This is a genomic window from Pseudomonas moraviensis, assembly GCF_900105805.1.
GTDB lineage: Bacteria > Pseudomonadota > Gammaproteobacteria > Pseudomonadales > Pseudomonadaceae > Aquipseudomonas > Aquipseudomonas moraviensis_A.
In genome coordinates this window covers 1,573,255-1,597,174 of the sequence record NZ_LT629788.1, presented here as the reverse complement: position 1 = coordinate 1,597,174, position 23,920 = coordinate 1,573,255, and the positions used below count along the sequence as shown (strand labels likewise).

The 23,920-nt window shown below is 60.2% G+C and carries 19 protein-coding genes; 9 read left to right on the top strand and 10 right to left on the bottom strand.

The genetic code is table 11. The annotated features are described in order from the left end of the window. Positions 1 to 56: 56 nt before the first annotated feature. The 3 genes from BLU71_RS07515 to BLU71_RS07505 all read right to left on the bottom strand — a co-directional run bounded on the left by BLU71_RS07515 (position 57) and on the right by BLU71_RS07505 (position 4,545). Positions 57 to 1,457: a PLP-dependent aminotransferase family protein gene (locus BLU71_RS07515; protein WP_083352706.1), complete on the bottom strand. Its 1,401-nt coding sequence runs from the start codon at positions 1,455 to 1,457 to the stop codon at positions 57 to 59. 49 nt (positions 1,458 to 1,506) lie between these two features. Then, entirely contained in the window at positions 1,507 to 2,973 is a 1,467-nt protein-coding gene (locus BLU71_RS07510; RefSeq protein WP_083352705.1) for a hypothetical protein, read from the bottom strand. Between the two features lie 549 nt (positions 2,974 to 3,522). After that, positions 3,523 to 4,545, bottom strand: a complete 1,023-nt coding sequence (locus tag BLU71_RS07505; RefSeq protein WP_064362651.1) for a zinc-dependent alcohol dehydrogenase family protein — start codon at positions 4,543 to 4,545, stop codon at positions 3,523 to 3,525. A gap of 270 nt (positions 4,546 to 4,815) precedes the next feature. On the opposite strand from BLU71_RS07505, the gene BLU71_RS07500 reads away from it, so the two are divergent. Continuing rightward, positions 4,816 to 5,730, top strand: a complete 915-nt coding sequence (locus BLU71_RS07500; protein WP_042610061.1) for a LysR family transcriptional regulator — start codon at positions 4,816 to 4,818, stop codon at positions 5,728 to 5,730. Between the two features lie 6 nt (positions 5,731 to 5,736). On the opposite strand, the gene BLU71_RS07495 is transcribed toward BLU71_RS07500, so the two are convergent. The 3 genes from BLU71_RS07495 to gcvA form a co-directional block, all read right to left on the bottom strand. Beyond that, a complete protein-coding gene (locus BLU71_RS07495) occupies positions 5,737 to 6,498 on the bottom strand; it encodes a glucose 1-dehydrogenase (RefSeq protein ID WP_083352704.1) in 762 nt (253 codons plus the stop codon). Positions 6,499 to 6,527: 29 nt separating this feature from the next. Continuing rightward, the gene (locus BLU71_RS07490; RefSeq protein ID WP_065616296.1) at positions 6,528 to 7,355 is read right to left on the bottom strand and encodes a DMT family transporter; all 828 of its coding nucleotides are present in this window, start codon (positions 7,353 to 7,355) and stop codon (positions 6,528 to 6,530) included. Positions 7,356 to 7,430: 75 nt separating this feature from the next. Next, a complete protein-coding gene (gene gcvA / locus BLU71_RS07485) occupies positions 7,431 to 8,336 on the bottom strand; it encodes a transcriptional regulator GcvA (protein ID WP_042610064.1) in 906 nt (301 codons plus the stop codon). Between the two features lie 209 nt (positions 8,337 to 8,545). Between gcvA and BLU71_RS07480 the strand changes: the two genes are divergently transcribed. The 5 genes from BLU71_RS07480 (at position 8,546) to BLU71_RS07460 (ending at position 15,512) form a co-directional block, all read left to right on the top strand. After that, positions 8,546 to 8,893 carry a hypothetical protein gene (locus BLU71_RS07480; protein ID WP_042610065.1) on the top strand — a complete coding sequence of 116 codons (348 nt, stop codon included), beginning with the start codon at positions 8,546 to 8,548 and terminating at the stop codon, positions 8,891 to 8,893. 15 nt (positions 8,894 to 8,908) lie between these two features. After that, entirely contained in the window at positions 8,909 to 9,361 is a 453-nt protein-coding gene (locus BLU71_RS07475) for a DUF805 domain-containing protein (RefSeq protein WP_039761551.1), read from the top strand. A 272-nt stretch (positions 9,362 to 9,633) separates the two neighbouring features. Beyond that, positions 9,634 to 10,887 (top strand): multidrug efflux RND transporter periplasmic adaptor subunit MexE, encoded by a 1,254-nt coding sequence (gene mexE, locus BLU71_RS07470; protein ID WP_083352703.1) that lies wholly within the window; start codon positions 9,634 to 9,636, stop codon positions 10,885 to 10,887. Positions 10,888 to 10,902: 15 nt separating this feature from the next. After that, positions 10,903 to 14,094, top strand: a complete 3,192-nt coding sequence (locus tag BLU71_RS07465) for an efflux RND transporter permease subunit (protein ID WP_042610067.1) — start codon at positions 10,903 to 10,905, stop codon at positions 14,092 to 14,094. Next, positions 14,091 to 15,512 (top strand): efflux transporter outer membrane subunit, encoded by a 1,422-nt coding sequence (locus BLU71_RS07460; protein WP_083352702.1) that lies wholly within the window; start codon positions 14,091 to 14,093, stop codon positions 15,510 to 15,512. The genes BLU71_RS07465 and BLU71_RS07460 overlap by 4 nt, the downstream gene beginning before the upstream one ends. A 141-nt stretch (positions 15,513 to 15,653) precedes the next feature. Here BLU71_RS07460 and BLU71_RS07455 read toward each other — a convergent pair whose 3' ends face one another. The 3 genes from BLU71_RS07455 to BLU71_RS07445 are packed head-to-tail and all read right to left on the bottom strand — an operon-like array spanning position 15,654 to position 18,949. Next, entirely contained in the window at positions 15,654 to 16,598 is a 945-nt protein-coding gene (locus BLU71_RS07455) for a biotin/lipoyl-binding protein (RefSeq protein ID WP_371919856.1), read from the bottom strand. A gap of 25 nt (positions 16,599 to 16,623) precedes the next feature. Beyond that, positions 16,624 to 16,824, bottom strand: a complete 201-nt coding sequence (locus BLU71_RS07450; protein ID WP_016774855.1) for a DUF1656 domain-containing protein — start codon at positions 16,822 to 16,824, stop codon at positions 16,624 to 16,626. Continuing rightward, positions 16,814 to 18,949 (bottom strand): FUSC family protein, encoded by a 2,136-nt coding sequence (locus tag BLU71_RS07445; RefSeq protein ID WP_083352701.1) that lies wholly within the window; start codon positions 18,947 to 18,949, stop codon positions 16,814 to 16,816. The genes BLU71_RS07450 and BLU71_RS07445 overlap by 11 nt, the downstream gene beginning before the upstream one ends. A 170-nt stretch (positions 18,950 to 19,119) precedes the next feature. On the opposite strand from BLU71_RS07445, the gene BLU71_RS07440 reads away from it, so the two are divergent. The 3 genes from BLU71_RS07440 (at position 19,120) to BLU71_RS07430 (ending at position 23,477) form a co-directional block, all read left to right on the top strand. After that, positions 19,120 to 20,175: a tetratricopeptide repeat protein gene (locus tag BLU71_RS07440; RefSeq protein ID WP_083352700.1), complete on the top strand. Its 1,056-nt coding sequence runs from the start codon at positions 19,120 to 19,122 to the stop codon at positions 20,173 to 20,175. 132 nt (positions 20,176 to 20,307) lie between these two features. Further along, on the top strand, positions 20,308 to 21,810 hold the full coding sequence (locus BLU71_RS07435) for an ATPase domain-containing protein (protein ID WP_064362665.1): 1,503 nt from the start codon (positions 20,308 to 20,310) through the stop codon (positions 21,808 to 21,810). Beyond that, positions 21,807 to 23,477 carry an ATP-binding protein gene (locus BLU71_RS07430; protein ID WP_065616291.1) on the top strand — a complete coding sequence of 557 codons (1,671 nt, stop codon included), beginning with the start codon at positions 21,807 to 21,809 and terminating at the stop codon, positions 23,475 to 23,477. The genes BLU71_RS07435 and BLU71_RS07430 overlap by 4 nt, the downstream gene beginning before the upstream one ends. A 45-nt stretch (positions 23,478 to 23,522) precedes the next feature. On the opposite strand, the gene BLU71_RS07425 is transcribed toward BLU71_RS07430, so the two are convergent. Continuing rightward, entirely contained in the window at positions 23,523 to 23,900 is a 378-nt protein-coding gene (locus tag BLU71_RS07425; RefSeq protein WP_039761562.1) for a response regulator, read from the bottom strand. Between the last annotated feature and the right edge of the window lie 20 nt (positions 23,901 to 23,920).

Below are 23,920 nucleotides of genomic sequence, written 5' to 3'. Positions count from 1 at the left end.
CAGTTTGACCACTGTGCGACGGGATGTATCCAACCCTCGCCCGATGTTTTTTAACGTTATTTGCCGGGCGACAAACGCAGTGCATCGCCGAGAAGTCCGATCACGCCTGGCAAATCCCGATCGCCCTGGTTCAGCGCGCTCAAACGCAGTGAGTCCGCATGCAGGCCTTGCAGGCTGAACAGCTCCCCCGGCGCCACGATGACCTGTTGCTTGAGCAATCGATGAAACACATTCGGCATGTCGACGGGGCGTAACGAGCGCACCCACACCGTCGCGCCGCCCCGAGGCTCGACAATCTGCAGCGTATCGCCCAAACGCTCGCGCAACGCCTGTATCAACAGCGTACGGCGCTCACTGAGCATTCGCCGTAACACGCATAAGTGCTGATCAAGCCGTCCGCCGCTCAACAGCCTGGCAATCGCCTTCTGGCGTATGGGCGAGAGGCGAAACGCGCGTAACAGGAAATGACGTTGCAACTCGTCACGCCAATGCCGCGACAGCACAAAGCCGAAAGGCGCTTCGGCACCGATGAACTTCTCAAAGGTGGAAAACACCAGCAAGCGCTGAGGGTCGAGCCAGTTCCGCAGTCGCTGTGAATCACTGCACTCGTCAAGCTCGCTGTAGCAGTCATTCTCCAGCACCCAGACCCCATGTCGCTCCAGCATCCTGGCGATGGCCTGCTGCTGCTCATCACTGAAGCCACGGCCCAGAGGCATGCTCAACACCGATGACAACAGGATCAAACGTACCGGCTCGTTCTTCAAAAGCGATTCCAGTGCCGGCAGATCGAGCGCGCCCTCAGCCTGCGAGGCCCACTCGATCACCCGCACGCCGGACGATTCGAGCAGGCGCAAGATCGCCCAGTCACAGGGCGATTCGACAACGACAGCGGCGTGACGCAATTCCAGTACCGAAATCAGAATCTCCAGTATTCCCCGCAAATCAGCACCGATATAGACGTCATCGGCATGCCAGTAATGCTCCGTCGAACAGGTATAACGCGCCGCCAGAGCGACCCGCAGCTCCAGCTCACCGCAAGGCTGCGCCAATGTCTGGGGCTGACGCGGGTATTGACGCAACAGCTCCCGCTCCAGCGTCAATAACGGGCTGTCCAGCGGTTGCAGCGACGCCGGCTCGTCGGCGCTCAAAACACACATGCCGGGACGTCTCGCATTGACGTAAACGGTTTCCAGCAGATCACTGCCATTGCCGAGCGAGTCCACGCTGAACAGCGCGTTCGCGTAATACCCTGATTTGGCTATGGAATAGACCCGACCTTCTTTTTCCAGGAGCGAATACGCGTATTGCACTGTCGAAATGGACACGTTCAACCGGTCAGCCAGTTGGCGCAACGAGGGCATGCGTACCGCCGTGCTCCCAGTGGCATCATCAATCAGCGTCGTCAGATATCGATAAACTGCCTGATAAACAAAATCATTGTCCCGCGCGCCCTTCACAACCTCGTTTCCGTAGACATTGGTTCACAACCCAACTCTTGGTTCACCGTCAGCGTTCCGTAGACCGCTCGACTCGCGAAACTGGCTCTGTCTCTCCCGGATCTGCATTTTCGCAGGCAAATTCTTCGGGCGCACAAAGCTGCACAGGTCCCATCGCATAGAGACGGATAACCAGTCTGACTGGCAACCCACTGACCTCCATGATCCATTTCAACACTTGCTCAGGGGCATGCAGGCCTTGCAGGGCGCGGTGCAGGTCTGGCATCGCAACCAGCATGCCGGGGTGACAGTTGCGCAGGAACCGCTCGAGGCCTCTACCGCTGTCGATGAACGGTGCAAACAACAGGCACACCAACTGCGTTTCGTTCAGTCCGAAACCGTGCAAAAGGTAATCCTCCGCATGCATTCGCAGATGCTCGGGCTGCCGAACGTTGTCAAAGCACGACAGCAAATGCTCGCAGACGGACTCCGCCACCTGCTGTCGGCGCATGTCGGCCAGGGTGTTACGCAGGTAATCGTCGATACCTGCCTCATAGGTGCGCCCCTCGATGAACCGTGCGTACAGACCTTGCACATGCGCCGAGATCAGGGGGTCGGCAAACACCGCTTCGCCTTGATACAGCGCCCGGTCATCCGGTTCAAAGCCGAGGAATTCGCCCAACAGGGGCCAGCGGTCCTCCAGCTTGCCTACCATCATGTCGTTGATGTCGATAAAACTGGTGCGCCGGCAGGCTTCGAACTCACCTTCAGGTCGCCAGGCAGTCCGGTCATCTTCAGCCCGCAGTTCGCGATAGAAATCGTCGCCCAGCCCGTCCAGCAGCGGAAACAGCGCCTCGAATCCGCTGTGGACCAGTCCGGGACCTGCGATCGCCACTCGCTGCATCGCACGGTTGAGACATTCGAGGAAATGCTGCTGACTGCTCTTGGTTTCGGTACTGATCATGGCGTCGACACCATTGTTCCAGCGGGCGATCTGGCTGTAGTACTCGGCGGTGGCGAGGTAGGCGTCATCCCACAATTGGGGCGCTTCGATCCAGGTCCGACAATGCCCGACCAGCAGCAGATTGATTCGACTGGCTTCACGACCGTCGTCGCTGACAGGCGTGCGGTGATCGAAGGCCAGCACCTCGCGGTTATCGACCATCAGCAACTCGACCCGAGGATCGTCATATAGAAACAGTGCACTGTAGCTGCGGTGCAGGTTGTGCAGGGCAACGGGACTGTCGCCATTCCAGCGCAAGGCGGCGACGCGCAACTGGAACGTCGCAGGCGCACGGCTGGCAATCGTCAGTTGCGCTGCACGGAGCAAAGCCAGGGTGTAGCAGCTGTCACGCGAGCCGGACTGATGCACCAGCACCTTGAACTGCCCGATGTTGTCCATTCCGCCAGCAGCCACCACCAGGCGCTGAATCAGTAACTGCAACGCCGTGCGCTCGGCTCGGGAAAAGAAACTCAGCAAACGCTGCAATACTTGCTGATAGACATAGTTCATTGCCTGATCATGGATCGTGCTCATCGGTATTTACCCGGTATCAAAAGATTCATGCCACGCAAACATCACAGTGAGCGCAACAATTGGATCAATAAGTAATAGACGCTGAAATGCTAACACTTACAAAGTTGTAGTTATTTGAAACACTTCACCTGAAAAAACTGTCATGAAGGCCCGCCGGCGCGCTCAACCGCCCGTATTTGCTGGCCTTTCTCGAGTCGAAAATAATCTGAGGAAACTTCCCACAGCGTCCCACGACGATTCATTACAAGAAATAGAGAAGCAACTTCCGAATCGCCCTACAGCAATTAAACAGAAATTGACGAAGCCAGCCGAGCTAGCCGTTTGATATTGCCCCGGACAAATTGAATGCACAGCCATAGCTCATTCCTTGAGATGAAAGTAATCATTCAATTATCAGCGCTTAGAGTGTGATTAGAAGATACAGATGAACAGCAAAAACCAGTTCAGTTGCTGAAATGGTCGGAGGTGCGGGATGGGGAAAGGTCTGCTGACAGGGGGAAACATAAACAAAAAAAGAGTCCGTGAGGCCACGGACTCTGATCTCCGGATCTACGCCGGCTCGACTTGCAGTGCCACCCGTTCGCGGCATGGGCATTCGTCCATGTAGCGGTGTGCTTCGACGAACTCGTTGAACGGGAATACACGGGTTTTGAGCGGAAGCAACACACGGTCAGCGGTCAATTGGTTGATGTCGCGCAAGGCACGTTGCAACGCGACGTGGTCCTGGACAATGCCCAGCTCGGGTTTGCCGGTGAAGTTGCCGATGCAGTGGACGAAGAACTGGATGTTCTTCTGAAACGCTGCGCAAGCCGGGAACGGGGTCTGATTACCGCCCTGCAGGCCATACAGGACCAGACTGCCGCGTGGCGCCAGGACATCACCAAGCAACGACATCTGCGGGCCGCCCAGGCCATCGAAAACCACATCGACGCCACGGTTGTCGGTGATCTTGTTGATGCGCATCAACAGATCTTCCTCTTCGGTGACGATGACTTTTTCCGCACCGAGGGACAGCAGGTACTCGCGTTCCTCCGCCGACTTGGTCGCCGCGATCACTCGCACACCCAGCGCTTTACCGAGCTGGACAAACGAGGGGCCGGCGCAGTGACTGGCATCCGTCACCAGGGCAAACTGCCCGGGTTTGACCCGCGCCAGATCGGCATAGGCAAAGTAGGCAATCAGCAGCGGCGTGTAATGCACGCTGGCTTCGATCGGGCTGAGCACATCCGGGTAACGGGTCAGCGCCGTACGCGGCAGGACGATGGACTCGCCGTACACCGGATAGTCGTTCGGGCTTTCCGCCGGAAAACTGGCCACTTTGTCACCGACGGACAGGTCGTCTACATCAGCGCCCACGGCAGTGACCACACCGGCCATTTCGTGACCGAGGCCCGATGGCAGACGTGCCTGGGACGACGCCAGATTCTGACGCCACAGGGTGTCGTACCAACTGATGCCGATCGCCTCGACACGCACCTGCACTTCGCCAGGACCTGGCTGAGCGGCCGCATGCTCTTCGCATTTGAGCACCTCGGCCGGACCAAACTTGTGAAAACGGATCGTGCGGGACATCGCAAACCTCGTCAAAGTAACCTCTAATGCCATGAACTCTATCTGGGCTTTTGACCCAAGACCATCAGTGACTATTAATAGTCGACATGCCTGTCATTGATTCCGCAGCAGGAGCGGCATTGGCAAAATCCATGAAAAAAGGCCTGCCACCGTCGCAGTAAAGCTGAATTTTCCGGTGCAGAGTACCAGCCTTTCCCCGTAAGATTCATGCCGGCCATTGTTCTCATATGGCCGCCCTCGTCAAGTTTGATGACTCTGCCAGGACTCCAGATGAATCGTAATGACCTGCGTCGTGTCGACCTGAACCTGCTGATCGTGTTCGAAACATTGATGCACGAACGCAGTGTGACTCGGGCCGCGGAAAAATTGTTCCTCGGCCAACCCGCCATCAGCGCGGCGTTATCGCGCCTGCGCAGCCTGTTTGACGATCCATTGTTTGTCCGCACCGGCCGCAGCATGGAACCGTCCGCGCGCGCCGTGGAAATCTTCGCCCTGCTCTCTCCTGCACTTGATTCGATCTCGACCGCCGTCAGTCGTGCCGCCGAATTTGACCCGGCGACCAGCACGTCAGTGTTTCGCATCGGCTTGTCCGACGATGTTGAGTTCGCGCTGCTGCCGATGCTGCTCAAGCGCCTGCGCGCCGAAGCACCGGGCATCGTCCTGGTGGTGCGCCGCGTCAACTACATATTGATGCCGGGCCTGCTGGCCTCCGGCGAGATTTCGATCGGCGTCAGCTACACCACCGACCTGCCGGCCAATGCCAAGCGCAAAGTCCTGCGCCGCAGCGCACCGAAGCTGCTGCGTGCCGACACCGTTCCGGGGCCGCTGAGCCTCGACGACTACTGCGCCCGACCGCACGCACTGGTGTCGTTCGCTGGCGACCTCAGTGGTTTTGTCGATGAAGAACTGGAAAAGCTGGGGCGCAAACGCCATGTGGTGCTGGCGGTGCCTCAGTTCAACGGATTGGGCACGCTGCTGGCGGGAACCGATATCGTCGCGACCGTCCCCGATTACACGGCTGAGGCACTGACGGCAGCTGGCGGTCTGCGTGCTGAGGATCCGCCACTGCCGACGCGTACGTTTGAATTGCACATGGCCTGGCGCGGGTCGCAGGATAACGACCCGGGAGAGCGGTGGTTAAGGTCGCGGATTCAGATGTTTTTTGGCGATCCGGATAGCCTGTAGCCGGATCTACTTGCCACCCGTCACATCCAGAAATGTCCCGGTGACAAACGAGGCCTCCGCGCTGGCCAGCCACAAGATGGCCCGCGCTACCTCTTCCGGCTGTCCGCCCCGACCCATCGGGATCGAATCCTTCACGCGATCAACCCGACCCGGTTCGCCGCCGCTGGCGTGCATGTCGGTATAGATGTGCCCCGGGCGAATGCAGTTGACCCGAATTCCTTCCCGCGCGACTTCCTTGGCAAAGCCGATGGTGAAGGTTTCCAGCGCGCCTTTGGATGCTGCGTAGTCGACGTATTCATTCGGACTGCCCAGCCGGGCCGAGGCAGACGAAATGTTGATCACCACGCCGCCCGCTCCGCCGTGGCGCTGAGACATGCGCTTCACCGCCTGCTGCGCGCACAGGATCGGTCCCAGAGCATTAACCGCGAAAATGCGCTGCATGCGTTCGAGGCTCAGGTCTTCCATACGTGACTGTTTCGCCAGCACACCAGCGTTATTCACCAGAACGTCGATGCGCCCGAATGAACGATCGATGGCCGAGAACAGGTCAGCGACCTGCTGCGGGTCAGCACTGTCAGCACGCACGGCCAGCGCCTTGCGCCCCAATGCTTCAACATCGGCCACCACCGCCAGCGCGGCGGACTCGTTGGCGACGTAGCTGATGGCAACGTCGTAGCCTTGTGCTGCGGCGAGTCTGGCGGTGGCGGCGCCCACTCCGCGACTGCCGCCGGTGATCAGAATCAGCGGTACTTGCGAAGCCTTATCCATGTGACGTTCTCCTGAACAGTTGGGCTGTGTCAGCCGATGATGATGGCGCCGCAGGCGATGACCACGCACGCCAGCATTCGGCGGACGGTGAGCTTTTCGCCGAGGAACAAATAGCCGAGCAACGCAGCGAACAGCACGCTGGTTTCGCGCAGCGCCGATACCGCGCCCAGTGGCGCTTCGTTCATGGCGTAGATGACGATTGCGTAAGCCAGCAGCGAGACCAGTCCGCCGACCACCGCGGTGAGCATTCCGGGCCGCACGGAAAACAGGCTACGGGCGTCGCGCAGGGCGATATAGACCACCGGCATCAACACGCCCCACAGGGCACTCATCCACACCGTGTACGCGAGTGGCGCTCCGGAAAGCCTGGCGCCAATGCCATCGACGACGCTGTAGGCGGCAATGAAGCACCCGGTGCCCAGTGCATAAGGCAAGCTCGGCACCGACAGGCTGCGTCCCCGGAACGCCAACGAAATAATCCCGCCGGACACCAGGCCAATGCCGAGCAGCTCAGCGGGAGTGATGGTTTCGCCGGCAAACAGCGCGGCGCCGAGGGTAATCAGCGCCGGCGATGAACCGCGGGAAATCGGGTAGATCTGCCCTAGATCGCCAACCCGATAACTGCGCACCAGAAACAGGTTGTAGCCGACATGCAGCAGTGCCGAGAGCAGCGCATAACCCCAGCTCTCAGGTGCAGGCGGGGCCATGAAAACGGCGGCGACGGCGCAGACGATGGCGATGGCGACGCACATCATTGTCATCGACCAGAGCCGATCGGCGCCGCCGCGCAGCAGCGCGTTCCAGCTGGCGTGCAGGAGCGCGGCGAACAGGACGAGGAGTACGAGATGGATAGGCATGGCGCATTCTAGGCATCCCCGGCGCCGGTGTTACAGAGAAGTCTGCTCATTGCACCATGAGCAGAAGCTCATACTTCACAGTTGTGCGCTCTGCACCTTCAACGCTTCCCCAAGCAACCATTGGCGAAATCTGAGGATGTGCGGCTGGGCTTCGATGCCTTTGGGGCAGACGAAATAGTAGGCAAGCGGCGATGGGAACGGCACGTCGAACAGCCTCACCAGGCGACCGTCGCCGATTTCATTCTCGACATGGCCGCTGCGCACCAGCGCCACGCCCTGGCCGAGCAACGCGGCTTCCACAGTCATGTTGGTGTCGCCGAACCTGACGCTCTCGCGCAGCGGCGAAAACCCGAGACCGATGGATTGAAACCACACCTCCCATTTCGGCACCAGCTCGGCGCCGTCGCGGGTCAGCAAGGGCATTTGCAGCAACTCTGCGGGACTGCCCGGCATGCCGACGCGCTGCAGCAGCTCGGGGCTCGCCACGGGAAACACCTGCTCGCCAAACAGGAACTCCGTGTACAGACCGGGATAATTGCCTTTGCCCAAGCGGATCGCGACGTCGGCTTCACCGTTGGCGAAGTGGATGATCTTGTCCGTGGTGTCCAGTGACACCAGCAATTCCGGATGCTGGCGTGACAGGCTCGGCAAGCGTGGCAGCAACCACTTCAAGGCAAAGGAGTAGGTGGTGCTGACGCGCAGCCGCACCCTGCCCTTTTGTTCGCGCAAATCGTCCAGCGTCGCCTCCAGACTGATGAAAAACTCGCGCACGATCGGCGCCAGCGTAGCGCCCGCTGCCGTGAGGCGTAACGCCTTGCCGCGTTCGAACAACTGCAGCCCCCACAAATCCTCCAGATGTCGCAGCTGATGACTGACTGCGCTCTGGGTCACGTGCAGTTCCTGCGCGGCCGCGGTGAACGTCGGGTGTCGGGTGGCGACTTCAAAAGCGCGCAGCGTCGCGGTCGGGGGCAGGTCTCGCATACAGAAGGGTTCCGGAGATGGGCGAAGGATCGAAGCATGAGTCTCCACTCATGTTAGAGCGAAACGCCACTGTTTTCAGGCAGACGTACCTGGTCACACTGCCATAACGCGATGATGGCAAAGAGCCGTGACAAATCGCGCGATAGAGATTAAATTACCGCCGCCCCGCCGATGGAGGGTCGGGCATTCGCATTCAGTTAAGGAAAACGATGGCAATGGTCTATTGTCGTGCTTGCGCCAAGGAGCTCCATGAGACGGCGCTCACCTGCCCCCAATGCGGGGCGAGCCAACAGGCCTTTGTGCCATCTTCGCAAGCCGGGATTCCCTGGCTGGCCATCGTTTCGCTGATCTTCGGAATTATCTGCGCTATCACTCTGTTTGATGATTCCGATTGGGACTTCGAAACGATCCTCGGCGTCGGACTGTTCAGCGTCGCAGGTCTGGCTTGCGGCATCATCTGCATCAACGAAAAACACCCCGGAAGAAACCTCGCGATCGCCGGCATCATATTGTCAGGCCTGACCGCGCTGGTTCTTTTCTGTCTATCGATCCAATAATTTTAGGGAAAAAATATGAGCATGGTTTACTGCCGCGGTTGCGCCAAGGAAATCAGTACGCTGGCGCTGGCGTGCCCCCAGTGCGGCGCGCCTCAGGCGGCTCCGCAGGCCTACCCAAGTGGCCCTGCCATCACGACAGGCAACCCTTACCTTGAGGCGCTGAAGAATTACGCCGTGTTCAACGGTCGCGCCACGCGCCGTGAATACTGGTTGTTCTTCCTGATCAACATGGGCGTCGCCTTCGTGGTGGGCTTCATTGACGGCTTTGCCAACACTGGTGGCGTGCTGCAAGGCCTTTATAATCTGGCGCTGCTGATCCCGAGCATTGCTGTCGGCGTGCGCCGTATGCACGACACGGATCGCAGTGGCTGGTGGTTGCTGCTGCCGATCGTCAACATCGTTTTCCTGGCGCAGGACAGCCAGCCTGGGCCGAACCGTTTCGGTGCCAACCGCAAAGGCATCAACTGACACAACGGCAACACGCTGACCGGAACGGCCTTCATGGCCGTTTCTTCATTTATGGTCGAGGATTTTCAATTGCGGTGAATCATTGCGAATCGCGCAACACAGAATTGCCTTGAAGCCGATTGATAGGCACCTAACGAAAGGTGCATGCTAGAGGGCTGTCTCGGCGCTTATATCATTCCGAATGATAGTTACCTTCGCTTCATTCGATTCGTGCCATCACACCCCCGCCGAGCATCATCCGCCCATCTTCAATACTTCGGCGGATTGCATCCATGGAACAATCACTCAAACATTTGCGCTTCCCGTTGGCCATGCTGGCCGTACTGGTGATGAGCGCCTGCGGCAAAACTCCGGAGACTGCCGGCGCCCCGCCCGCTGCCAAAGTCAGCGTAGCCAAGGTGCTGGAACAACCGGTCAACGAGTGGGATGAATTTACCGGGCGTCTCGAAGCGCCGGAAACCGTAGAGATCCGGCCACGGGTTTCGGGCCAGATCGATCAGGTCGCCTTCACCGAAGGCGCACTGGTCAAGAAAGGTGACCTGCTGTTCCAGATCGACCCGCGTCCGTTCCAGGCCGAGGTACGCCGCCTCGAAGCCTTGGTCGCCCAAGCCCGCGCCACCGCCACTCGCAGCGAAAACGAAGCAGCTCGCGGTGAACGCCTGCGCACCAGCAACGCCATTTCCGCTGAACTGGCCGACTCGCGCACCAGCGCCGCCCAAGAGGCCCGCGCCGCCGTCGGTGCTCTGCAGGCACAACTGGACCTGGCCAAACTGAACCTGAGCTTCACCCGCGTTACCGCACCGATCGGTGGCCGCGTCAGCCGCGCCGAAATCACTGCCGGCAACCTGGTGACCGCCGACACCACTGCGCTGACCAGCGTCGTCTCCACCGACAAGGTCTACGCCTACTTCGACGCCGACGAACGCGTGTTCCTCAAATACACCCAACTGGCCCGCAACGGCCAGCGCGGCGCAACCACGCCGGTGTACATGGGCCTGTCCAACGAGGACGGCAACCCGCACCTGGGCCAGATGAACTTCGTCGACAATCAGGTCAATCCGAAAACCGGCACCATCCGTGGTCGCGCCGTGTTCGACAACGCTGACGGCACCTACACCCCGGGCCTCTATGCACGACTGAAACTGGTCGGCAGCGGCACCTATAACGCCATGTTGATCAACGACGAAGCCGTTGGCACTGACCTGGGCAAGAAGTTCGTGCTGGTGATGGATGGCGACAACAAGACCGCCTACCGCGCCGTCGAGCTCGGTCCGAAGATCGAAGGCCTGCGCATCGTTCGCAACGGTCTGAACAAGGACGACACCATCATCGTCAAGGGGCTGCAGCGGGTTCGTCCCGGCTCTCCGGTTACCCCTGAAGTGATTCCGATGGCCAGCGAGCAGACCCTCGCCGCCCTTGCTCAACAACGTCAAGCGCTGGAAGCCAGCAACCTGCCCAAAGTTGCCCCTGCCAAGGGCGCATCGGGTTCGGCTGCGAAGCTGGCTGCTACGACCCCACGCGGTTAAGGGACGACAACTCCGATGAATTTTTCCCAATTCTTCATTTCCCGGCCGATCTTCGCAGCGGTGCTGTCGCTGTTGATCCTGATCGCCGGTGCGATCTCGCTGTTCCAGTTGCCGATCAGTGAATACCCGGAAGTCGTGCCGCCGACCGTGGTCGTGCGCGCCAACTTCCCGGGCGCCAACCCAAAGGTCATCGGTGAAACCGTGGCCGCTCCGCTGGAGCAGGCGATCACGGGTGTCGAGAACATGCTGTACATGTCCTCGCAATCGACCGCTGACGGCAAGATCACCCTGACCATCACCTTCGCCCTGGGCACTGACCTGGACAACGCGCAGGTGCAGGTGCAGAACCGGGTGACCCGAACCGAGCCGAAGCTTCCCGAGGAAGTGACGCGCATCGGTATCACCGTCGACAAGGCTTCGCCCGACCTGACCATGGTTGTGCACTTGACCTCGCCGGACAAGCGCTACGACATGCTCTATCTGTCCAACTACGCGATCCTCAACATCAAGGACGAGCTCGCTCGCCTGGGTGGTGTCGGTGACGTGCAGTTGTTCGGTATGGGTGACTACTCGCTGCGAGTCTGGCTCGACCCGAACAAGACCGCTTCGCGCAATCTGACCGCGACCGATGTGGTGACCGCGATTCGCGAGCAAAACCGTCAGGTCGCCGCCGGTCAACTGGGCGCGCCCCCTGCTCCGACCGCGCAAAGCTTTCAGCTGTCGGTCAACACTCAGGGCCGTCTGGTCTCCGAGGAAGAGTTCGAGAACATCGTCATTCGCTCTGGCGACGACGGGGAGATCACCCGCCTCAAAGACATCGCTCGTGTCGAACTCGGCTCCAGTCAATACGCCCTGCGTTCGTTGCTGAACAACCAGCCAGCCGTAGCGATCCCGATCTTCCAGCGTCCGGGCTCCAATGCCATCGACATTTCCAACGAAGTGCGCGGCAAGATGGAAGAGCTGAAGAAAGGCTTCCCGCAGGGCATGGACTACAGCATCGTTTATGACCCGACGATCTTCGTCCGCGGTTCGATCGAGGCAGTGGTTCACACTCTGTTCGAAGCACTGATCCTCGTAGTACTGGTGGTGATTCTGTTCCTGCAGACCTGGCGCGCTTCGATCATTCCGTTGGTCGCGGTGCCGGTATCGTTGATCGGTACGTTTGCGGTCATGCACCTGTTCGGATTTTCGCTCAACGCCCTATCGCTGTTTGGCCTGGTACTGGCCATCGGTATCGTGGTCGACGACGCCATCGTGGTGGTGGAGAACGTCGAACGGAACATCGAACTCGGACTGACGCCGGTCGAAGCCACCAAACGTGCCATGCGCGAAGTGACCGGGCCGATCATCGCAACGGCACTGGTGTTATGTGCGGTGTTTGTTCCGGCGGCGTTCATTTCCGGCCTCACCGGGCAGTTCTACAAACAGTTCGCACTGACCATCGCCATCTCGACCGTGATCTCGGCGTTCAACTCGCTGACCCTGTCGCCCGCGCTGGCCGCTGTGTTGCTGAAAAGCCACGACGCGCCGAAAGACCGCTTCTCGAAGGTGCTCGACAAGATCTTCGGGGGCTGGCTGTTCCGTCCGTTCAACCGCTTCTTCGACCGCGCCAGCCATGGCTACGTCGGCACCGTGCGCCGGGTCATCCGCGGCAGCGGCATCGCTCTGCTGCTGTACGCAGGCCTGATGGTGCTGACCTTCTTCGGTTTCTCCAGCACGCCGACCGGTTTCGTACCGGGCCAGGACAAGCAATACCTGGTGGCCTTCGCGCAATTGCCGGACGCCGCGAGCCTGGATCGCACCGAAGACGTGATCAAGCGCATGTCCGACCTCGCGCTGAAACAGCCAGGCGTGGAAAGCGCCGTAGCGTTCCCGGGCCTGTCGATCAACGGCTTCACCAACAGCCCGAACGCCGGCATCGTCTTCGTGACCCTGAAACCGTTCGACGAGCGTAAAGACCCGAGCATGTCCGCCGGCGCGATTGCCGGTGCCTTGAACGGCCAGTACGCGAACATTCAGGAAGCGTACATGGCGATCTTCCCGCCACCGCCGGTACAGGGCCTGGGCACCATTGGTGGTTTCCGCCTGCAAATCGAAGACCGGGGCAACCTGGGCTACGACGAGCTGTACAAAGAAACCATGAACATCATCAACAAGAGCCACAACGTGCCGGAACTGGCCGGTCTGTTCACCAGCTACACGGTGAACGTGCCGCAGGTCGATGCCGCCATCGACCGGGAAAAAGCCAAGACCCACGGCGTGGCCGTCAGCGACATCTTCGACACCCTGCAGATCTACCTGGGTTCGCTGTATGCCAACGACTTCAACCGCTTCGGGCGTACCTATCAGGTCAACGTTCAGGCCGAACAACAGTTCCGTCTTGAATCCGATCAGATCGGTCAACTGAAAGTACGCAACAACAAAGGCGAAATGATCCCGCTGGCGACCTTCATCAAGGTCAGCGACACCTCCGGCCCGGATCGGGTAATGCACTACAACGGCTTCATCACCGCGGAAATCAACGGTGCCGCAGCCCCCGGCTACAGCTCGGGCCAGGCGGAAAAAGCCATCGAGAAACTGCTCAAGGAAGAACTTCCGAACGGCATGACCTACGAATGGACCGACCTGACCTACCAGCAGATTCTGTCCGGCAACACCGCGCTGTTCGTGTTCCCGCTCTGCGTACTGCTGGCGTTCCTGGTACTCGCCGCGCAATACGAAAGCTGGAGCCTGCCACTGGCAGTGATCCTGATCGTACCGATGACCCTGCTGTCGGCCATCACCGGTGTGATCATTTCCGGCGGTGACAACAACATCTTCACCCAGATCGGATTGATCGTACTGGTGGGACTTGCCTGCAAGAACGCGATTCTGATCGTCGAGTTCGCCAAGGACAAACAGGAAGAAGGCCTCGACCCGCTCGCCGCGGTACTGGAAGCCTGCCGCCTGCGTCTGCGGCCGATCCTGATGACCTCCTTCGCATTCATCATGGGGGTGGTGCCACTGGTGTTCTCCAGCGGTGCCGGTGCCGAGATGCGTCACGCCATGGGTGTGGCGGTGTTCTCCGGGATGCTTGGGGTGACCTTCTTCGGTCTGCTGCTGACGCCGGTGTTCTACGTGCTGATCCGTAACTTCGTTGAACGCAGTGAGCAGCGCAAAGCGGCCAAGGCACACACTCTTCAAAAGCCACTGGAGGCGCACCAATGAGTCTGAAAGTCTTCCTGCCGAGTCTGCTGGTGCTGGCCCTCAGCGCCTGCGCCGTCGGCCCCGACTACAAGACCCCAGCCACGGAGGCGGCCAATATTACGACCGCCACCGACGGCGCCGCCGGACAAAAGAACTTCGACCGTTCGAAATTCGAAGGCATCTGGTGGCAGCAATTCGACGATCCGACCCTCAACCAGTTGGTGAGTCAGTCGCTGCAAGGCAACCGTGAACTGCGCGTGGCGTTCGCCCGCTGGAAAGCCGCCCGGGCGATCCGCGACGACGCCAGCAACGATGCGATGCCGACCATCACCAGCCGCGCCAGCAGTGACTTGGGCAAAGGCCAGATTCCCGGCCAGACCACCGACCGGGTCAATAGCGAACGCTATGACCTGGGTCTGGACATGGCCTGGGAGCTCGACCTGTTCGGGCGCATCCAGCGCAATCTGGAAGCCAGCGACGCCGACCAGCAGGCTGCCGAAGCCGATCTGTACCAGTTGCAAGTCACTATGATTGCCGAACTGGTCGACGCCTACGGTCAACTGCGCGGCGCCCAGCTGCGGGAAAAAATCGCCGTGGCCAACCTCAACAACCAGGAGGAGTCGCGCAAGATCACCATCAGCCTGCGTGATGCCGGTGTCGGTGATCAGCTCGATGTCGAGCGCGCCGATGCGCGTCTGGCCAACGTCGAAGCCAGCGTGCCGCAGTTGCAAGCGGAACAGGTCCGGCAGAAAAACCGTATTGCCACCCTGCTCGGTGAACGCCCGGACAAACTGACCGTGGATCTGAGTCCGAAAGACTTGCCGGCGATTGCCAAAGCGCTGCCGATCGGTGATCCGGGTGAACTGCTGCAACGTCGTCCCGACATCCTCAGCGCCGAGCGGCAACTGGCTTCGGCCACTGCGCGCATCGGCGTGGCCAAAGCCGACCTGTTTCCCCGGGTCAGCCTCAGCGGCTTCCTCGGCTGGACGGCGGGGCGCGGCTCGCAGATCGGTTCCTCGGCGGCCAACGCCTGGGCGCTCGGCCCGAGTATTACCTGGGCTGCGTTTGACCTCGGCAGCGTCCGCGCTCGTCTGCGTGGCGCTGACGCCGATGCCGAAGGCGCACTGGCCAACTACGAGCAACAAGTGCTGCTGGCTCTGGAAGAATCGGAAAACGCTTTCAGTGATTACGGCAAACGTCAGCAACGCTTGATTTCGCTCATTCGTCAGAGCGAATCGAGTCGCAAGGCCGCTGATCTGGCGGAAATCCGCTACCGCGAAGGCACCACCGATTTCCTCGTCCTGCTCGACGCCCAACGTGAGCGCCTGAACGCCGAAGACAGTCAGGCCCAGGCCGAAGTCGATCTGTATCGCGGCATCGTCGCGATCTACAAGGCCCTCGGCGGTGGCTGGCAACCGGAGACAGTCGCCAGCAAGTAAAGGTTGTTAAAGAGCTCCTTTGGTTGGCCGCAACCAACCAATTTTTTTGCCCCGCGTATCATTCGGTCGCGGGGTTTTTTTATGCCCTTGAGCAGCGCTTGAATTCCTTGTAGGAGCGAGGCTGCTCGCTCCCACAGTGGTTCATGGGCGGTCTTGAAATTTGTGATCCTCCAGGACCGTCACTGTGGCCGTCGTGCCCGCGCGCAGGCGGTTCTTGCCGGCAAAATCACCATCAATGCCAATGCGCACCGGCACCCGCTGCGCCAGTTTCACCCAGGTGTAGCTCGGGTTGATGTTCGCCAGCAGTCGACTGCCCGGCGCGTTCTCGCGGTCGGCAATGGCGAAGGCGATGCTTTCTACCGTGCCGCCGAAGCTCTCGCCGCTCATCAACTGAATGCGCACCCGGTCGCCCTCCTCGATTCGCGGCAGCTTGGTTTCTTCGAAATAACCGCTGACGTAGAACGAATCACTGTCGACCAGCGCCAGCAGTGCTCCGCCTGCCTGCGCGTAGTCACCCTGGCGGGTCAGCAGGTTGGTCACGTAACCGCTGACCGGCGATTCGACACGGGTGCGCTGCAGATCCAGTTCGGCTTGAGTCAGCGCGGCAATCGCCAGTTGCACATTGGCCTCAGCCAGCCCGAGGTTGGCCTGATTGCGCAACAGATCCGCCTGGGCAACCGCCACGTCGGTGCTGGATTTCTCCCACTCCTCACCGGAAATCGCGAAGCCTTGCTTCAGCGTGCGTCGCCGACGTTCTTCGCTCTGGCGTTGTTTGAGCAGGGCTTCACTGGCGACGATCGCCGCTTGCGATTGCCCTAGCGAAGCCTTGGACACTTCCACCGAACGCCGGGCATGCTCGACCGCCAATTGATAGCGCGCCGGATCGATCTCCAGCAGCAATTGGCCCTTGTCGACATGCTGGTTGTCCTGCACCGCCAGTTTGACGATACGCCCCGAAACATCTGCCGACAGCGTCACCACATCCGCCCTCACCCGGGCATCCCGCGTCCACGGCGCGCGGGTGTAATACTCCCAGGCGAACCAGCCAAGGACGATCGCCAGGATCACCACGGCCACGGTCATCATTCGTGCAACTAGCGCTTTCAAGACATCAGGCTCCCATCAACAGAATCAGCGTGGCACAGACACAGGCGTACAGCGCGCCCTCGAACAGCGCTTCATGCCAGACCAGGCGCAGTACGCCCAGGCGCCGCAGGCACCAGTCCAGCAACATGAAAATCGGAATCGCCAGTAACAGCGCTTGGGCAATCGGCGGCAGATAGACGCCGCCAATCTCGAAATCAATGGGCAAGTTGCGGTTCTCCTTGCAGGACTTGAGGTTGCAGATGCTCGCCGTGGCGCTCGAGGAACGACACCACAATCAGCAGCGCCACGCGCATACGGAACACCGACCATAAATGTTCGTGACTGTCGGCGTGCAGCTCGTCCAGCTCATCTCCGAGTTGGTGCAGCGTGGCAAGCAGTGCGGCGAGTTGCACATCACCGCGTCCGGCAACCAGGCGACCGGTTTTGCGTAACGCCGACGCCAGGCGCTGGCCGAACGCGTCGGTGAGCAATCCATTGTTCAAAGCCTGCTGCCGCAGTTGATGCATGGCGACGCCCACGGCCACGCAAGCCAGACTGATTTCGTACAGGCGCTGCATGGCGCGGTCGTTCGCCGCTGGGAGCAGGCCGAGCATGCTGGTCAGGCGATCGGTCATCCGACTCTCGAAGGCGAATTGTTGTTCATCGGTCGCCGGCATTTTGCTGAGCTGGTACACCTGCTCCCGCGCTTCGCCGTACAAACGGCGAATGCGCAAGTCCGGGCGGAAGGGAAAGATCAGTGCATAGACGATCAGGGCCAGCATCGCTGCACTGACATAAGCGCCGGCAAATTCGAACCATTGGATCGCCGTGTTCTGCCCGGTGCCGGTATTTTGCGGTCCGAGCATGAGAAAGCTCGACAGGCCGAGGCCCATGCCTATCCCGGCGGTGGCCGGACTGGAAATGCCCACGGCAATGGCATACAGCAGCGGCGCGAGCAGCAAGGCGAGCATCTCGAAATCACTGATCGCCGGCACCAGCATGAACTGGTAGAACGCCGATACCACCAGCGCCAGGCCCAGGCCCCGCGCATAGCTTTGCGCAGCCATCAGCGGACGCGGGAAGGTCGCCATCAGCGAGCAGAGAATCCCCACCAGAATCATCCCGCCGCGCGCTCCGTCCCACGCCGTTTCAATCCAGATCAAGCCGCTGACCAACAGCGCGGTGAAGGCGCGAATCGCGTTCATCGAGGCCAGGGTGAAATCCAGGTGCAACGGACTGCTCTGGCCGCGATACAGACAACTGGCCGGGCGCCCTTCCTGTATGGCGTCGCTCAGTTCGAGAATCTGGTCGAGTTGCTGCAGCAGCCGCGCCTGCTCCCAACGCAACGCCCACGCCAGTGAACGCAGGGTCGCGCTCATGTTCTCGGTCTGCTGCTCGGCCTTGTAGGCCAAGGCTTCGAACTGTTGCTGCAACGTGACGAAGCGCTGCCGATCGGCGCCAGACAGCGCGCGACCCTGTTGCGCCAATTGCTCCAGCAATGCCAGTTCCTCGGCCCGCAGTTGCTGAACCTCCAGCGGCAGATCGCCCTCCCAGCGCTCAATGAGCAATTCGCGTTGATGACGCAGCGCGGTCAGTCGCGACGTGAGCAACGTCAGCTGATTGCCGAGCAGCAATACCAGGTTGTCGGCACTGCGCAGACGCGGCGCATCGAAATACAAATGGCGCCGCAACCCTTCCAGTGCGCTGATTTCACCGAGCAGTTGCATCTGCCGACGCTGGAACTCGGCTTCGCTTTCTTCCGTGCGAAGCACCTCGGCGGCGTGGCTGGCCGCCAGTTTGATCACCTGATCGATTTTGGCGAAATAGCCCTTGGCGACCGCTTCAGGCCGGGCCGTCAGCAAGCTGACCACGCACACGCAGGCCACCGCCAGCAGGGTTTCGGTGACTCGGGTGACGGCGAGCAAAAAGGTGCCGTCCTGATCTGGAATCGCCAGCAACGCCACAACCACTGCGGTGTAGCCACTGAGCACGAACGCCTGGGAGCTGGTGTAGCGCAACAACGTGCCGCCGGCCGTGCACAGCGCCAGCCACAACGCCAATGTGGTAATGAACGGCAGCGGCGCCTGAGGAAATATCGCCATGATCAGCACTGCCACCGCCGCACCCACGGTGGTGCCGATCACCTGACCGAAACTGCGCGCCAGCGCCATCCCCGCCAGTGGCTGGCTGACAATCACCACGGCCATGATCGACCATTTCGGCTGTTCGAGATCGAAAATGAACGCCAGATAAAGGGTCAACAGCCCGGCGGCGATGGTCCGCAGGGCAAACAGCAAAACAGCCTGACCGGGATGGATCAAAGCCTTGAAATAGGTGAACAGCGCTGACATGGGCACACTCTTTAAAACGACTTCTGCAAGCGTAGACACTGCCACAAAAGCCTGACGGATTTCACAGTCGACACGTGTCGTAGGACGTTTCGCTGGCAAGGGTTTGACTCACGCGCCAAGCTGACCGAAGCTTGCCGCTCTGCTCAAGTTCGAAGCTTTCGGAAACCCGCATGACTCAGTCCCGCCGCAACCTGCTGATCGGCCTAGGCCTCGTACTGATCCTCGGCGTCATCTGGCTGTCCTTGCGCAGCAGCACACCGACCATTCCCGATGCTATCAAACATGGCTACAGCGAAGCGCTCAACGCCGCCCGCACCGGTGAACCCGGAGCGGCGCGCCAGTTGTACCAGCAATTGGGCCGCCCGGACATCTCGGTCAAGCGCCGGGTCTGGCTGCATGGCGAGCTGCCCAATTATCCGAGTCCGCAGGCACTGAAACTCGCTGATATCGACTTGCACCACGAAGCGCCACAAGTGCGCGTCGCGGCGATCAAAAGCATCGTCGGCCTCGTACCCGGCGGGCAGCGCAGTCTGTTGCTCGGGCCGTTGCTCGACGATGAAGTACAAACGGTCCGTTTCGCCGCAATCAACGCCCTGCTCGGCCTGACGCCTGACGAGCTGGGCCTGTATTTCGCGCCGCTGCAGCAGGCCATCGATGGCTGGCAGCAGAATCTCGAAAGCCAGCCGGAAAGCGCCGCCCATTATGCGCAATTGGCCCGCCTGTATATTCACAACGCCGAGTACAAACGGGCTCAAGAGGCCTTGGACAATACCTTGCGCCTGGAGCCCGGCAACCTGCCGGCGCTGGTCATGCAGATCGATGTACTCGATCGCCAGGGGCAAAGCGATGCCGCTCGCCAGTTGCTCGCCCGCCAGCTCAAGGCGCAGCCTGATTCGGCCTATCTGCAGCACGCCCTAGGTCTGTGGCTGCTGCATCACGGCCAGCGCGAATACGCCCTGCTTGGCCTGTCCAAAGCCGTCGAGCTGGAGCCCGACAACAAGGATTATCGCTACGACCTTGCCACCACTCTGCACAGCGCAGAAGAGCTGGAAGCGGCGCAGAAACAATTGCAGGAAATCGTCCAGCGCCACCCCGCCGACCGCAAGGCGCGGGTGCTGCTGATCAATTACTGGAAGGAAAGCGGCCAGTTGCAGAATGTACAGATTCTGCTGGCGCAACTCGAACAACTGAATCCAGACGACCCGGCCCTGCAACAAGGTCTTTAATCAAGCTATAGCGGGTGCAATCGGCCACCTGTCCAAAGAAAAAGCGGAACCGTGAACACGCCCTGAGGTCAAGTTACTCAGGCGGCTCACCTAAGCCAGCCGCCGATTACCCTAGTCATAAGAGGGCATTTTTTGACTACATCAAACGAGTTGATCAGTGCGAAAGCTGCCGTCGGCATCGCAGGTCTGGATGACATCCTCGCCGGTGGCCTGTCTCGCGGTCATGTGTTTTTGCTCGAGGGTGAACCCGGGACCGGCAAAACCACGGTAGCTCTGCATTTCCTCCGCGCCGGAGCGCTGGCGGGGGAACGCTGCCTGTACATCACTCTCTCGGAAACCGAGAAAGAACTGCGTCAAGGTGCACTCTCCCATGGCTGGGAGCTGAACGAGAACATCCAGATCTTCGAACTGACGCCGCCGGAAAGCCTGCTGAACGCCGAGCACCAGCAAAGTCTGCTGTACTCCTCGGACCTTGAGCTGGGTGAGGCGACCAAGCAGATTTTCGAAGTGGTCGAGCGCTTCAAACCGACCCGCGTGGTGCTCGACAGCCTCTCGGAAATCCGTCTGCTGGCGCAAAGCTCCTTGCGCTATCGTCGGCAGATCCTGGCGATCAAGCACTACTTTGTGCGCTACGACGCCACCGTCCTGTTGCTCGATGACCTGACCACTGAGTCCCTCGACAAAACCGTGCACAGTGTCGCCCACGGCGTCATCCGCCTTGAAGAGCTGACACCGAGCTACGGCGCCGAGCGTCGTCGAGTACGAGTGGTCAAGTATCGCGGACAGAAATACCGTGGAGGTTTCCATGACTTCACCATCATGGGCGACGGCGTCCACGTCTTTCCACGCCTGGTGGCGGCCGAACATCGCGGCGATTACGCACGTCTGCAGTTGTCCAGCGGTATCCCGCAAATGGACGCCCTGCTCGGTGGCGGTATCGAAACCGGCTCAAGCACGCTGATTCTCGGCCCGGCCGGTACCGGCAAATCACTGATTTCGATGATCTTCGCTGCCGCTGCGGTGGCTCGCGGCGAGAAAGCCGCGCTGTTCATTTTCGATGAAGAGCTGGGCTTGCTGTTCGAGCGTATGCGCCATATCGGCATCGACCTTAAAGCCTTGCAGGCGACTGGCAATCTGCTGATCGAGCAAGTGGACGCCGCTGAGCTGTCGCCCGGTGAGTTGTCGCATCGCGTGCGCCGTTGCGTTGACGAGCGCGACATCAAGACCGTCGTTATCGACAGCATCAACGGTTATCAAGCGGCGATGCCGGAAGAAAATGCGCTGGTGCTGCACATGCATGAGCTGCTGCTGTACCTCAACCGTAAAGGCGCAGCGACCTTCATGACTGTTGCCCAGCACGGTCTGGTCGGCGACATGCAGGCGCCGGTGGATATCACCTACCTGGCCGACACGGTGATTCTGTTGCGTTACTTCGAAGCCCTGGGCAAGGTCCGTCGGGCCATTTCGATTATCAAAAAACGCACCGGTAGCCACGAATCGACCATTCGCGAATACCGGATTTCCTCGCGCGGCATGACCATCGGTCAACCGCTGGAATCCTTCCAGGGCGTGCTGCGTGGCGTGCCGACCTACATCGGAGCGGGTAATCCGCTGCTCGAGGATGAAAGCTTGTGACGGTCAATACCCCGTTGGCCGAACGGGTGCTGATTCTGGCGCCCATGGGTCGCGACAGTCAGATTGCGCTGATGATCCTCAATGAGGCCGGATACGGTGGCCTGATTGCGCCGGATCTTGGCGCCCTGCGGACCGAGCTGGAACTCGGCGCAGGGCTGCTGCTGATTGCCGCCGAAGCGCTGCGCGGGCCGGAACTCGGTGATCTGATCGAATACCTCGATCAGCAACCCGCATGGTCGGATCTGCCAATCGTCCTGCTGACTCATCACGGCGGCGAGGAACAGGGGCCGCCGTCGCGACTGAGCGCACTGCTGGGCAACGTGACGTTTCTCGAACGACCTTTCCATCCCGCGACGCTGGTCAGTCTGGTCTCCGCCGCCCTGCGCGGGCGGCGACGACAATATGAAGCGCGCGATCGTCTGATCGACCTGAGTGAAAGCGAACGACGCCTGCAATCGACCCTGGAAACCCTCGAGCAGCAGGTCGAAGAACGCACCGCGCAACTTCGCCACAATGAAGAAGCCCTGCGCCAATCGCAGAAAATGGAAGCGGTCGGCCAACTCACCGGCGGTATCGCCCATGACTTCAACAACATGCTCACCGGCATTATCGGTAGCCTCGAACTGCTGCGCCGACGTCTGGCCAGGGGGCGTACCGAGGATCTCGACAGCCTGATCGATCTCGGCGTGACGTCCGCCAACCGCGCCGCCGGCTTGACCCATCGCCTGCTGGCGTTCTCGCGCCGTCAGTCACTCGACCCGAAAGCCGTGCAAATGAACACGCTGGTGCTGTCGATGGGCGAGCTGCTGCAACGCAGCCTCAATGAAAGCATTCATCTGGAAATGCGCCTGGACGACAACCTCTGGGTGGCCGAAGCCGATCCCAATCAACTGGAAAGCGCCCTGCTCAACCTGGTAATCAACGCCCGTGATGCGATGCCCGAGGGCGGCAAACTGGTGGTGGAGACCAGCAATCAGGTTCTGCATCGCGACTTTACGGCGGCCTACAGCAATCTGGAACCGGGCGATTACGTGATGCTCAGCGTCACTGACAACGGCAGCGGCATGCCGCAGAGCGTGGTCAGCCGTGCGTTCGATCCGTTCTTCACCACCAAGCCGATCGGCCAGGGCACCGGGTTGGGCCTGTCGATGATCTATGGCTTTAGCAAGCAATCACGCGGGCATGTGTCGATCGACAGTGAAGTCGATCAAGGCACCACTGTCAGACTGTATCTGCCGCGTTTTCGCGGTGAGGAAGCCGAGCAACCGGTCTCGGATTCACAACAGGCGCCCTACGCGATGGACGGCGAAACCGTGTTGATCGTCGAAGACGACCCGGCAGTGCGGGTGTTGGTCAGCGCCGTGCTCAGTGAGTTGGGTTACGCGTTCGTAGAGGCCAGTGACGCCGATGGCGCGGTACCGATCCTCAACTCGACGCAGCGTATCGATCTGCTGATCAGCGACGTCGGTCTGCCGGGCATGAATGGTCGGCAACTGGCGGAGGTCGGTCGGCAATATCGACCGGGTCTGAAAGTCTTGTTCATTACCGGTTATGCCGAGCACGCGGCGGTGCGTGGTGGCTTCCTCGACTCGGGGATGCAGATGATCACCAAGCCCTTCACCTTTGATCTGCTCACCGCAAAGGTGCGCGAGATGATCAATAGCTAAAACAACGGGCGCCGTGATGACGGATTACGGCGCCCGTCGTATTAATCAGGCCAGCAATTCCTGAATCTTTTCCTGCAACACATCCAGATCGAACGGTTTTTCGAGAATCGGTGCCTTGTTCGTGATCGGACTGCCAGTCTCGCGGATTTCCTGCGGGTAGCCGCTGATAAAGATCACCTTGAGGTCCGGTCGCAATTTGACGGCCGGCTCGGCGATCTGCACGCCGGAGATTCCCCCCGGCAGGCGAAAATCGGTAATCAGCATGTCCAGGTGAGGTTTGCTGGCGAGGATCTCGAAAGCCTGCTCGCCATTTTCCGCTTGCAACACGCGATAGCCCTGCCCTGACAGGTAATCCGTCAGGACCATCAAGATAACCGGTTCGTCTTCGACGACGAGTACTACATCTTGCGCATCTACGCTCATGGGAAGCCTATGTTCGGTCA